Source organism: Curtobacterium sp. MCPF17_018, assembly GCF_003234135.1.
Classification (GTDB): Bacteria; Actinomycetota; Actinomycetes; order Actinomycetales; family Microbacteriaceae; genus Curtobacterium; species Curtobacterium flaccumfaciens.
Map to the genome: position 1 here is coordinate 202,153 of NZ_QKSJ01000007.1, position 12,267 is coordinate 214,419.

At 70.3% G+C, this 12,267-nt stretch carries 10 protein-coding genes; 4 read left to right on the forward strand and 6 right to left on the reverse strand.

What is annotated here, in order from left to right; translation table 11 throughout:
* Positions 1–183 precede the first annotated feature (183 nt).
* Entirely contained in the window at positions 184–2,310 is a 2,127-nt protein-coding gene (locus tag DEJ27_RS10375) for a type IIA DNA topoisomerase subunit B (protein WP_110859578.1), read from the reverse strand.
* A gap of 167 nt (positions 2,311–2,477) precedes the next feature.
* Here DEJ27_RS10375 and DEJ27_RS10380 point away from each other — a divergent pair, with 167 nt between their 5' ends.
* Positions 2,478–2,702: a hypothetical protein gene (locus DEJ27_RS10380; RefSeq protein WP_017886093.1), complete on the forward strand. Its 225-nt coding sequence runs from the start codon at positions 2,478–2,480 to the stop codon at positions 2,700–2,702.
* A gap of 94 nt (positions 2,703–2,796) precedes the next feature.
* On the opposite strand, the gene DEJ27_RS10385 is transcribed toward DEJ27_RS10380, so the two are convergent.
* From DEJ27_RS10385 to DEJ27_RS10405, 5 genes are all read right to left on the reverse strand, one after another.
* Complete coding sequence (locus tag DEJ27_RS10385; protein ID WP_111090884.1) at positions 2,797–3,570, reverse strand: type 1 glutamine amidotransferase; 774 nt, start codon at positions 3,568–3,570, stop codon at positions 2,797–2,799.
* Complete coding sequence (locus tag DEJ27_RS10390) at positions 3,567–4,826, reverse strand: MurT ligase domain-containing protein (protein WP_111090885.1); 1,260 nt, start codon at positions 4,824–4,826, stop codon at positions 3,567–3,569. The genes DEJ27_RS10385 and DEJ27_RS10390 overlap by 4 nt, the downstream gene beginning before the upstream one ends.
* Before the next feature lie 6 nt (positions 4,827–4,832).
* Positions 4,833–6,092 carry an RNA polymerase sigma factor gene (locus DEJ27_RS10395; protein ID WP_027465462.1) on the reverse strand — a complete coding sequence of 420 codons (1,260 nt, stop codon included), beginning with the start codon at positions 6,090–6,092 and terminating at the stop codon, positions 4,833–4,835.
* Between the two features lie 192 nt (positions 6,093–6,284).
* On the reverse strand, positions 6,285–7,604 hold the full coding sequence (locus tag DEJ27_RS10400; protein ID WP_111090886.1) for a nitrate/nitrite transporter: 1,320 nt from the start codon (positions 7,602–7,604) through the stop codon (positions 6,285–6,287).
* Between the two features lie 157 nt (positions 7,605–7,761).
* A complete protein-coding gene (locus tag DEJ27_RS10405) occupies positions 7,762–8,691 on the reverse strand; it encodes a proteasome assembly chaperone family protein (protein WP_111090887.1) in 930 nt (309 codons plus the stop codon).
* 76 nt (positions 8,692–8,767) lie between these two features.
* Between DEJ27_RS10405 and DEJ27_RS10410 the strand changes: the two genes are divergently transcribed.
* The 3 genes from DEJ27_RS10410 to DEJ27_RS10420 form a co-directional block, all read left to right on the forward strand.
* Positions 8,768–10,258 (forward strand): leucyl aminopeptidase, encoded by a 1,491-nt coding sequence (locus tag DEJ27_RS10410; RefSeq protein ID WP_110859573.1) that lies wholly within the window; start codon positions 8,768–8,770, stop codon positions 10,256–10,258.
* A 156-nt stretch (positions 10,259–10,414) separates the two neighbouring features.
* Positions 10,415–11,788 carry a dihydrolipoyl dehydrogenase gene (gene lpdA / locus DEJ27_RS10415; RefSeq protein WP_111090888.1) on the forward strand — a complete coding sequence of 458 codons (1,374 nt, stop codon included), beginning with the start codon at positions 10,415–10,417 and terminating at the stop codon, positions 11,786–11,788.
* Between the two features lie 73 nt (positions 11,789–11,861).
* Positions 11,862–12,267: biotin/lipoyl-containing protein (locus tag DEJ27_RS10420; protein WP_309147034.1), on the forward strand; the 406-nt coding region annotated here is incomplete at its 3' end.

Consider the following 12,267-nt stretch of genomic DNA (forward strand, 5'->3'; position numbering starts at 1 on the left):
GCGCGTGACGTCGTGGCCTGGAGGCGCGGGGCGGCGCCGCCCCGGGCCTCCCGTCCGCCGTCACCGTGTCGCGGACGCGGCACCGTTTCGCGCTGAGCGACACCTCACGGACCGGCGGCCGCGTGGACTGTCGCTCAGCGCGTGAGCACGCCAGGCCGCTGCGCGGCCCGGGCGGGCGACGCGCTACGCGTCGATGCGGTCGCGGTCCAGGCCTTCGCCGGCCAGGATGAACTCCTTGCGCGGCGCCACGTCGTTGCCCATGAGCAGCTCGAACACCTTCGCGGCACCCTCGGCATGGGTCACGTTCACCCGGCGCAGAGTTCGGTGCGCGCGGTCCATCGTGGTCTCCGCCAGCTGGTCCGCGTCCATCTCGCCGAGGCCCTTGTACCGCTGGATCGGCTCCTGGTACTTCTTGCCCGTCTTCTCGAGCTTCTTCAGCACCGTCTGCAGCTCCTGTTCGGAGTACGTGTAGAGCGTGTCGTTCGGCTTGCCGCGGTTCACCACGACGACGCGGTGCAGCGGCGGCACGGCTGCGAAGACCCGGCCCTGCTCGATCATCGGCCGCATGTACCGGAAGAACAACGTGAGCAGCAGCGTGCGGATGTGGGCGCCGTCGACGTCGGCGTCCGACATGATGATGATCTTGCCGTAGCGGGCCTGGTCGATGTCGAACGTGCGGCCCGAACCGGCACCGATGACCTGGATGATCGACGCGCACTCGACGTTCGAGAGCATGTCCGACACGGACGCCTTCTGCACGTTGAGGATCTTGCCGCGGATCGGCAGCAGCGCCTGGTACTCGCTGTTGCGGGCGAGCTTCGCGGTGCCCAGGGCCGAGTCACCCTCGACGATGAAGAGCTCCGTGCCCTCGGTCTCCTGCGAGCGGCAGTCGGCGAGCTTCGTGGGCAGCGAGGAGTTCTCGAGCGCGTTCTTGCGGCGTTGCGTCTCCTTGTGTGCCCGCGCCGAGATGCGGGTCTTCATCTCGGACACGACCTTCTCGAGCAGGGCCGCCGACTGTGCCTTCTCGGTGCGCTGCGTCGAGGTGAGGATCTCGGTGATGCGCTTCGACACCACCTGGTCGACGATCTTCCGGACCGCCGGGGTGCCGAGGATCTCCTTCGTCTGCCCCTCGAACTGCGGCTCGGGCAACCGCACGGTCAGCACGGCGGTCATGCCGGCGAGGACGTCGTCCTTGTCGAGCTTGTCCTGCCCGACCTTGAGCTTGCGGGCGTTCGCCTCGACCTGGGCGCGGACGGCCTTGACGACGCCCGACTCGAAGCCGGCCTGGTGGGTGCCGCCCTTCGGCGTCGCGATGATGTTGACGAAGCTGCGGAACACGGTCTCGTAGCCACTGCCCCAGCGGAGCGCCAGGTCGACCTCGCACTCGCGCTCGACCGAGGTGGAGACCATGTGGCCCTTGTCGTCGAGCATCGGCACGGTCTCGGTGAAGGTGCCGGTCCCCTGCACGCGCCAGACGTCGGTGAGCGGGCTGTCGACGGCGAGGTGCTCGACGAACTCGCCGATCCCGCCCTCGTACCGGAAGCGCTCCACCACCGGCCCGGCGGCCACGGTGGTGCCCGTCGCCTCGGCCCGGGCGGCTGCGGCGTCGATCGACGCCGCGCGCTCGTCGGTGATGGTGATGCCGAGCCCGGGCACGAGGAACGCGGTCTGCCGTGCACGGGTCACCAGGTCGTCGGTGCTGAAGCGGGCGTCGGCGGTGAAGATCTGGCGGTCCGCCCAGTAGCGGATCCGGGAGCCGGTGACGCCCTTCTTGACCTTGCCGACGACGCGCAGCTCGCTGCCCGAGGTGAAGGGCGCGAACGGTGCGTCCGGGCCGATGCCCTTGCTGTCGTCGAAGGTGCCGGGCTCGCCCCGGTGGAACGACATGGCGTAGGTCTTGCCGCCCCGGTCGACCTCGACGTCGAGGCGCTCCGACAGCGCGTTCACGACCGAGGCGCCGACGCCGTGCAGGCCGCCCGAGGCCGCGTAGGACCCCGAGCCGAACTTGCCGCCGGCGTGCAGCTTGGTGAACACGACCTCGACCCCGGTCAGGCCGGTCTTCGGTTCGACGTCGACGGGGATGCCCCGGGCGGTGTCCCGGACCTCGACCGAGCCGTCGGCGTGCAGGACGACACCGATCTCGTCACCGTGTCCCGCGAGGGCTTCGTCGACCGAGTTGTCGATGATCTCCCACAGGCAGTGCATGAGGCCCCGCGAGTCCGTCGAGCCGATGTACATGCCCGGCCGCTTCCGGACCGCCTCGAGCCCTTCGAGGACGGAGAGATGGCGTGCGGAGTAGTCGGAGCTCACCGTCGGAGTTTACCGAGCGGCACCGACAGCACCGTGTGGACACTCGCACTGGGGCCAAGCGATCCGCGCTGAGCGAAACAGGCCCCGACAATGCGTCGCTCTCAGGGATCACGTGTTGAAATGGTGCAACCACCCGGCACCACCTGCGATCCGTGAGGAGCACAGCAATGACCCAGACCGTGCAGGACCCCTCCATCGACGAAGTCAGCAACCACCAGCTGACCGCCGCCGACCGTTGCGACAGCTGCGGGGCGCAGGCCTACATCCGAGCCACCATGTCGAGCGGCGAGCTCTACTTCTGCGCCCACCACGGCGCCGAGTTCAAGGACAAGCTCGCGGCGACCGCCATCGAGTGGCACGACGAGAGCAGCCGACTCTACGAGTCGAAGTAGTCGCGACCGACACAGGGACAGGAGGCGCGGTGCCAGCTGGCACCGCGCCTCCTGTCTTTGCGTGGTCGCGTTCGACGTCCGCAGCGAGCGGCCGTCAGGCGATGCGCTTGAACGCCTTGTCGACGTAGCGGTCGACGGTGGCGCGCGCTTCGCGTGCGTAGCGGTCGATCGTCGCCGTCTGCTCCGCGTCCGGCGCGTACTCGCGGCCCAGCCGCGCGGTCGCTGCGGCGAGGACACCGTCGGTCAACTGCGGGTTGAGCGGCAGGACCGGGCCCTGGGTGTGCGTGCCGAAGGAGTTCCCGACGATCGCGCCCTCGACCGGGGAGCCGGCCTGGTTGCCGCCGCCGGAGACGACATCGGCGAAGGGCGTGATCCCGGCTGCGAGCTCGATGCGGGTCGCGTGGTCCTCGAAGCCCGCCAGGCGGTTCGAGGCTCCGGCGAGCAGCGGGTACCGGGTCTCGAGCACGAAGTAGTTCACACGGCGCTCGGCACCGCGGACGGCACGGGCGTCGAACACCCCGAAGCCCGCGACCGGCACGCCCTCGGCCGGCACGACCTCGTTCGTCGCGAGGTCGAACCCACCGCCGACGGCGAGCACCGGCACACCGTCGGTCGCGAACGCACGGAGCGTTCCGCCGATGCGTGTGACGTCGTCGCCCAGGGAACGCATCGCGCTGAGCGGTCCGTTGCCGATCACGACGACGTCCGCCGTGGTCGGAAGCTCGTCACCGGGCGCGTACTCGAGGACCTGTGTCTCGATGCCCGCGGCGGCCGCACGGCGGACCAGGGCCGCGACGTTGCCACGGTCGCCCGAGACGCCCATCTGCCGGGGGTAGACGTGCAGGATGGTCAACCGGTCGGCCGTCATGCGGTCTTCTCCATGTCCGGGTGGCCGAGGGCCTTGCGGGCGATCATCATGATCTCGTAGTTGACGATGAAGTTCTTCGTCCCGCGGGTCGTCGAGCCGAGCTGCTCCATGTGCTCGATCGCTGCTTCGACGTCGGGCTCGACCCGGCCGATGCGGACACCGGCGTGCTCGAGCGCGATCGCGATCTGCCACGCCTTGTCACCGGAGACGACGTCCACGTGGTCGAGCTTCGAGAAGTCGATGTCGTAGATCCAGGAGATGTCGGGCGTGCCCTCGTCGATCGCCATGAGGACCTGCTCGGGCTGGTCCGGCAGGGCGTCGAGGTTGAGCTGCAGGCTCGCGGCGTTCTTGAACATCGTGAACTCGGCGGACTCACCCGCGATGGGGAGTCGCTCGCCACGGCCGTACGCGGGCTTCATCGTGCCGAAGGCCTTGGTCACGGCGTCGGCGCGGAACTGCGCGCCGAGGGCCGCACTCGCCGTCGCGGTGGCCGCGGCGGCGTCGACCGCGTAGTGCAGGCCGCGGGCGGGCAGCCGGACCGGGATCTCGGCACCGTCGAAGCGGATCGTCGCGCCGTCGCCCGTGTGGGCCACGACCTCGGCGTCGGCGGTGTGCTGGGCACGGTCGCCGGCGTCGAACGAGTCGGCGTTCTGCAGGCCGTTCGGCGCCGCGGCGATGACCTCGTCGCTCGCACCGAACCGCAGGACGCGCTGCCCGGGGGTGCCCGTGTAGCCGTCGAGGAACTGGTCGTCGTGGTTCGTGATGACGTTCGCCGTCGACAGTGCGGCGGTGTCGAGCATCATCGTCGCCACGCGCTCGGTCTCGAAGAACCGGTACAGCTGGTCGACCTGCACGTTGAGCATCGTCACCGTCGAGGGCGACAGGATGCCGGCGAGCTCGACGGCGAAGGCCTCGTCGACCTCGAGGATGCCGATGTCGGCCTTGAGCCGGCCGGTCAGCGAGACCTCGGACAGCAGGGCCGACGCGATGCCCTGCGGCAGGTTGGCGCCGGACGGGTTCGTGAAGACCCGCAACCCGTGGGCCCGGACGATGTCGGAGATCATGTGCGTCGTCGTCGACTTGCCGTTCGAGCCGAGCACGAAGACGACGCCGTTCGGGAACTGCTTCGTCACGTGCTGCAGGAAGTCCGGCACGAGCTTGAGCACGATGTACCCGGGGTAGGCGGACCCGCCGCCCCGCGCACGGGCGAGGGCGCGGAGGATCCGCCCGATCAGGATCGGGATGAAGAAGCGCATGCCGGCTTACTCGAGGTAGTCGCGCAGCGACTGCGACCGCGACGGGTGGCGGAGCTTCGCCATCGTCTTGGACTCGATCTGACGGATGCGCTCACGCGTCACGCCGAACGTGTCACCGATCTGGTCGAGCGTCTTCGGCTGGCCGTCACCGAGGCCGAAGCGCATGCGGATGACGCCCGCCTCGCGCTCGGACAGGGAGTCGAGCAGGCTCTCGAGCTGCTTCTGCAGCATCGTGAAGCCCACCGCGTCGGCCGGTACGACCGCCTCGGTGTCCTCGATGAGGTCACCGAACTCCGAGTCGCCGTCCTCGCCCAGGGGCGTGTGCAGCGAGATCGGCTCGCGGCCGTACTTCTGCACCTCGACGACCTTCTCCGGGGTCATGTCGAGCTCGCGGGCGAGCTCTTCCGGAGTGGGTTCGCGACCGAGGTCCTGCAGCATCTGCCGCTGGACGCGGGCGAGCTTGTTGATGACCTCGACCATGTGCACCGGGATGCGGATGGTGCGGGCCTGGTCGGCCATGGCACGGGTGATGGCCTGACGGATCCACCACGTCGCGTAGGTCGAGAACTTGAAGCCCTTGGTGTAGTCGAACTTCTCGACCGCACGGATCAGACCCAGGTTGCCCTCCTGGATGAGGTCCAGGAACTGCATGCCACGACCGGTGTACCGCTTCGCGAGCGAGACGACCAGGCGGAGGTTCGCGCCGAGCAGGTGCGACTTCGCACGCTGTCCGTCTCGCGCGACCCAGCGCAGTTCACGCTCGGCGGGCTTCGAGAGCCCCGTCGCGTGCTGCAGCTTGTCCTCGGCGAACAGGCCGGCCTCGATGCGCATGGCGAGCTCGACCTCCTGCTCGGCGTTGAGCAGGGCGACCTTGCCGATCTGCTTCAGGTAGTCCTTCACCGGGTCGGCGGTGGCACCCGTGATGGTCGTCGAGTAGACCGGCGCCTCGTCGTCGTCGGTCTGCGAGATGACGAGCGCACCGGCGGCGACCGCTGCAGCGGCGTCCGGCTTGGCCGTCTTGTCGTCGGTGTCGTCGGCCTCGTCGGTCGGCTCCTCGACGGGCTCGTCGGAGGCGATCGCCTCGTCGACGGCGTCGGTCTTCTTCGCCTTGGGCGCCGCCTTCTTGGCGGGCGCCTTCTTGGCGGGGGCCTTCGTGGCGCGCTTCTTCGGCGCTGCGGTGCCCTCGGTGTCCGTGGCGTCCTCTGCCACAGCGCCCTCGGGCTCGGTGTCCTTCGTGGGATCGATCGTCGTGCTCCGGGCAGCCATGCGATCACCTCTCTCGTCGTGCCACGTTCGTGGGGTCGTGGCCTCCCTCGCCGCCCAGGTCCCGCGCCGCAGTCCCCCGCGTCGTACGAGTCCTACCGTTCCGGGCAGCACTAGGACCCATGTCAAGTCCCCCGAGTTCACCGGCGCACCGAAGTGCTCCGACAGACAGGGGCCCGAACGGGTCCGTGATCATTATTGCACGTGCCGCTTCCGCAGGCGTGCAACGAGTGCAACCCAGAGTGGCCCGACGCGTATTCCCTCTTCCGAGTGCAGCACGCGGCGGGTCCGACGGCGGGCGTGCAGGAGCATCCCGACGCCGAAACCGACCACGACGTACTGCACGGTGAGGGCGATCCGGAAGTTCTCCCAGGCGAACACCGTGGTGCCGGTGGCCCGTGCCGCCGCGTCGAGCACGACGCCGATCAGGTACATCATCACGAAGGCCGCCAGGAACCCACCGACGTTCACCACTCCGTTCGCCGAGCCGAGCGAGCCGACCGGGTTGAAGGTCCGGGCGAAGTCGAAGCCGATGAGCGAGCCGGGCCCGCCGATCCCCATCGCGACGACGAGCAGCACGAGCAACCACGTCGGTGGGTGCCCGGGCCAGAGCAGGATCGCCGTCCAGAGCACCGCGAGCAGGACGACCACGCCGAGCACCAGGTTCGACCGGCGCATCGGGAACCGCGCGCAGAGCACGCCGAGCACCGGACCGGCGACGAACCCGACGACCACGATGATCGTGAGGAACCCAGCCGCCGCACCCGGGGAGTACCCGAGCCCCCGGAGCATCGGGACACCCCACAGCAGTGAGAACACCGTGCCCGACGACTGCGTGACGTAGTGCGACCAGAACCCGAGCTGTGTGCCCGGGCGGCGGAGCGCGTGCCCGAACGTGCTGAACGCGGCACCCCACGAGTGCGGCAGCGGGATCGTGTCCGTCCGCACCGGCACGGGACCGTTCCGCACGAAGACCGCTGCGAGCACCAGACCGACAGCGCTGGCCGCGGCCGCGACGCCGAACGCCGGGGTCCAGCCCACCGTGTGCAGGAGCACCGCGAACGGGAACGCCGACAGGATCTGGCCGATCTGCCCGAGGTTGCCCGTCCACTGCGAGATCTGCGGCAGGATCCGGCCGCTGAACCACATCGGCACCAGTCGGATCACCGAGATGAAGGTCATCGCGTCGCCGGCGCCGACGAGCACCCGCCCCGCGATGGCCGGCCCGATCGACGGGGACACGGCGACGATCGCCTGTCCGACGACCAGCAGCACGGCTCCGAGGAGCACCAGCCGGCGCGGGCCCACGCGGTCGAGGGCGATCCCCACCGGGATCTGCAGCCCCGCGTAGACAGCGATCTGCACCACGGCGAGGGTCGACAGGACGGCGGCGGAGACGGCGAACCGGTCCTGCGCATCGACACCGGAGACCCCGAGCGAGGACCGCTGCACCACGGCGAGGACGTACGCGAGGACCGCGACACCCCAGATCAGGAAGGCACGACGGGAGTTCACCGGACCAGGCTACCGACGCGTCCCCGCGTCGATACGCGACGAGCGTCGTCGACGTACGTCACGACGTGCGGGCGACCGGAGGACGGCCTGGAGGCGTGGTGCGGGGCCGCCACGAGCCTCCAGGCCGTCCTGTCGGGACGTCCGGATCCCGCGACGGTCAGTCGGTCGCGTCGCCCTGGGTGCGCCGGTCGGCCAGGAAGCGCTCGAGCTCCGCCGCGATCGCGTCCGCGGTCGGTACCTCGCCGTCGACGCCGGTGAGCGGCGAGGCGACGGGGTTGCCCTCCATGTAGGTGTCGTGCCGCTCCTCGAGCACGGAGACGAGTCGCTGCAGCTCGGCATTGCCGGCGACCTGCTCGTCGACGCGGGTGAGGAACTCGCGACCCGACTCGCGCAGGGCGTCCGTCGGGAAGATGAGCCCGGTCGCGGCGGCGATGCCGGACAGCGCTGCGACGGCGGCGTCGGGGAACTCGGTGTCGGACAGGTAGTGGGGCACGAGCAACACCAGCCCCGTGACCTGCGCGCCCGTCTCGGCGAGGCGGTGCTCGACCAGGTGCAGGACGTTCGCCGGCGCCTGGGTCTCGGGCTTCCAGACGCTCATCTGCTCGACGAGGTCGGCCCGGGTGCCGGAGACGGTGAGGCTGATCGGACGGGTGTGCGGGACCGGCATCGGGATGGACTGCACCCACGTGGTGTCAGCCACCTGCAGGTCGTCGGCGAGCCCGGTGACGGCGCGGACGAAGCGGTTCCACTGGAAGTCCGGCTCGTAGCCCGACAGGAACAGGAACGGCTGGCCGATCTCGTCGCGCACCAGGTGCAGGGCCAGACGGGGCGGCTCGACGGCGCTGATGTGGTCGTGCTCGAAGGTGATGACCGGGCGACGGGCCCGCCAGTCGAGCAGCACGTCGGGGTCGAACTCGGCGACGAGCTCGGTGTCGAGGTCCTCGAGGATCGAGTTCGTCACCTGCGCGACGGCCGAGCCGGCATCGGCGAAACCGGTCAGCCCGGCGACCAGGTGCAACCCTGCCGGCACGGTCGGTGCGTCCGCGTCGAACGTGTAGAGCTCCTCGGGGTGGTTCACCGTCCCCATGCTAGGCGGGGCCTCCGACGTCCCCGGTGCGCGACGACCACGCCGACAGCGAACAGGCCGTCGGTAGGGTTGGAGCATGGTCCGACCGACGCTCTCCACCACCAGTTCACCCCCCGAGACCACCACCGCCGACGTGCTCGTCGTCGGGGTCCGTCCGGGCTCGTCCGGCGAGGCCGACAGCGCCGCTGTGCTCGCCCCCACCGCGCTGGGGACGATCGACGCCCTCGCCGACCTCGACCTCGCCGCGATCGGGGTCACCGGGGCGAAGGACCAGCTCGTCCGCCTGCCCGCCACCGGCGTCGGTGCGAAGTCGGTCGCGCTGATCGGGCTCGGGTCCGCCACGGGTGCAGCGGCGATCCGCGCGGCCGCCGGCAGTGCCGTCCGCCAGCTCCCCCGGGTGGACTCGATCACGCTCGCCCTGCCGACCGACTCGGCCGAGCTCGTCGACGCCGCGCTCGAGGGCGCAGCGCTCGGCGCGTACGCCTTCACACGGCACAAGGGCACCGGCACCAAGGCCCCGGCCCGCGGCGACCAGCGCATCGAGGTCCTCGCCCCCGCCGACGTCGCCGCCGACGCCGCCGTGCGCCCCGCGATCGTCGCCGACGCCGCGTCGCTCGTGCGCGACCTCGTGAACACCGCCGCGGGCGACCTCGGGCCGCAGGACGTCGCCGACGTCGCGACCGGGTTCGCCTCGGACCTGCCGCTCACCGTCGAGGTCCTCGACGAGCAGGCGCTCGAGGAGCAGGGCTTCGGCGGCATCCTCGGCGTCGGCCGCGGTTCGGCGCGTCCCCCGCGCCTGGTCGTGGTCCGGTACGCGCCCGAGTCCGCCACCAAGCACCTCGCCCTCGTGGGCAAGGGCATCACCTTCGACTCGGGCGGACTCTCGCTCAAGCCCGCGGCGTCGATGCTCGGCATGAAGACCGACATGACCGGTGCCGCCACGGTGCTCGCCGCGACCGTCGCCGCCGCCCGCCTGGGACTGGACGTGCGCGTGACCGCGTGGCTCGCCCTCGCCGAGAACATGCCCTCCGGCACCGCGACCCGCCCGGGCGACGTCCTGACGCTGAAGAACGGCACCACGGTCGAGGTCACGAACACCGACGCCGAGGGCCGCCTGGTGCTCGGCGACGGGATGGCCGCCGCGTCGCTCGAGCAGCCCGACGCGCTCGTCGACGTCGCCACGCTGACCGGTGCCCAGGTCGTCGCGCTCGGCGACCGCACCACCGGCCTGATGGGCAGCGACGACCTCGTCGCGAAGGTCCGTGCCGTCGCCGAGGGCGTCGCGGAGCCGATCTGGCCGATGCCGCTGCCCGAGGAGCTCGAGGCCCGGCTGTCCAGCGACGTCGCCGACATCGTCAACGCCACGGTCGGCAACCCGGCCGGTGGCATGCTGCTCGCGGGCAAGTTCCTCGAGCGCTTCGCCGGCGAGGGTGTCCCCTGGGCGCACCTCGACATCGCGGGTCCGTCGGAGAACAAGGGCGGCGGGTACGCCTGGTTGGGCAAGGGTGCGACGGGCGTGATGGTCCGGACGCTCATCGCTCTCGCAGAAGACCTCCAGTCCGAGTAGTAGGTTTGGTACCGGTGGGAACGGCGCACCGACGCGCCTCCCACCGGTACTGCACGGGACGGGACCGGAACCACGCGGTCCGACCGTCGGACGCCGCCCTCCGCGGTGTCCACGTAGGGCCCGATCGGCCCGACACGCACGAGGGAGTTGCACCAGGTGACGGAACAGACTTACGACGTCGTTGTCCTCGGTGGCGGGAGTGGTGGGTACGCCGCTGCGCTCCGGGCCGCCGAACTCGGCATGAGCGTCGCGCTCATCGAGGGCGACAAGCTCGGAGGGACGTGCCTGCACCGCGGCTGCATCCCGACCAAGGCGCTGCTGCACGCCGCCGAGATCGCCGACGGCACGCGTGACGCCGAGAAGTACGGCGTCATCGCGGAGTTCGCCGGTGTCGACGTGCCCAAGGTGATCGACTACCAGCAGGGCGTCATCAACTCCAAGTACAAGGGCCTGCAGGGCCTGATCAAGGCCCGCGGCATCACCGTGGTCGAGGGCTGGGGTCGCCTGACCTCGCAGAACACCGTGCAGGTCGGCGACCAGACCGTCACCGGCAAGAACATCGTGCTCGCGACCGGCTCCTACTCGAAGTCCCTGCCCGGGCTCGAGATCGGCGGCCGCGTGATCACCTCCGAGACCGCGCTCCGCATGGACTACGTCCCGAACAAGGTCGTCATCCTGGGCGGCGGCGTCATCGGCGTCGAGTTCGCCAGCGTCTGGAAGTCCTTCGGCGCCGAGGTCACCATCGTCGAGGGCCTGCCGCACCTGGTCCCCGCCGAGGACGAGTCGATGTCGAAGCAGCTCGAGCGCGCGTTCCGCAAGCGCGGCATCGAGTTCTCGCTCGGTGTCCGGTTCCAGGGCGTCGAGCAGCACGAGAACGGCGTCGTCGTCACGCTGGAGGACGGCAAGACCTTCGACGGTGACGTCCTGCTCGTCGCCGTCGGCCGTGGCCCGGTCACGCAGAACGTCGGCTACGACGAGGTCGGCGTGGCGATGGACCGCGGGTTCGTCACCACGAACGAGCGTCTCGCCACGAACATCCCGAACGTCTACGCCGTCGGCGACATCGTCCCCGGCCTGCAGCTCGCGCACCGCGGCTTCCAGCAGGGCATCTTCGTCGCCGAGGAGATCGCCGGCCTCAACCCGGTGGTCATCGAGGACAAGAACATCCCGAAGATCACCTACTCCGACCCCGAGGTCGCGTCGGTCGGGCTCTCTCAGGCCAAGGCCGAGGAGCAGTACGGCGCCGACAAGGTCGACTCGTACGAGTACAACCTGGCCGGCAACGGCAAGAGCCACATCATCGGGACCTCCGGCTCCGTCAAGGTCGTGCGCGTCGTGGACGGCCCCGTCGTCGGGGTCAGCATGATCGGTGCCCGCGTCGGCGAACTCATCGGCGAAGCCCAGCTCGCGGTGAACTGGGAGGCCTACCCGGAGGACGTCGCTCCCCTGGTGCACGGTCACCCGACCCAGAACGAAGCCCTCGGCGAGGCGTTCCTGCACCTCGCGGGCAAGCCGCTGCACGCGCTGTGACCGGCACCGGTCCGCGCACTGTGACAATGACACCAACAACCACTGCAATCCCCCGCGAAGAGGAGTCCACCCGATGAGCGAATCCGTCAACCTCCCGGCGCTCGGCGAGAGCGTCACCGAGGGCACGGTGACCCGATGGCTGAAGAACGTCGGTGACCGGGTCGAGGTCGACGAGCCGCTGCTCGAGGTCTCGACCGACAAGGTCGACACCGAGATCCCGTCGCCGATCGCCGGCGTCGTCGAGGAGATCCTGGTGCAGGAGGACGAGACCGTCGAGGTCGGCACCGCCCTCGTGAAGATCGGTGACGGCTCCGGCTCGTCCGATGGCGGTTCGGACTCGTCCGAATCCGGCGCCGACGACGCGAACGCCGCCGCTGCCGACGCCGAGGAGCCCGAGGCCGCTCCGAGCACGGAGCAGGAGGCCGAGACCCCCGCACCCGAGCCCACGGAGCCCGAGCCCGCCCCCGCCGGTCAGACGC

Bases quoted from the DNA above. Each gene is read 5' to 3' on its own strand.
- DEJ27_RS10380 (WP_017886093.1), top strand. From the start codon at position 2,478: ATGACCCAGACCGTGCAGGACCCCTCCATCGACGAAGTCAGCAACCAC.
- DEJ27_RS10385 (WP_111090884.1), bottom strand. From the start codon at position 3,570: ATGACGGCCGACCGGTTGACCATCCTGCACGTCTACCCCCGGCAGATG.
- DEJ27_RS10390 (WP_111090885.1), bottom strand. From the start codon at position 4,826: ATGCGCTTCTTCATCCCGATCCTGATCGGGCGGATCCTCCGCGCCCTC.
- DEJ27_RS10395 (WP_027465462.1), bottom strand. From the start codon at position 6,092: ATGGCTGCCCGGAGCACGACGATCGATCCCACGAAGGACACCGAGCCC.
- DEJ27_RS10405 (WP_111090887.1), bottom strand. From the start codon at position 8,691: ATGGGGACGGTGAACCACCCCGAGGAGCTCTACACGTTCGACGCGGAC.
- DEJ27_RS10410 (WP_110859573.1), top strand. From the start codon at position 8,768: ATGGTCCGACCGACGCTCTCCACCACCAGTTCACCCCCCGAGACCACC.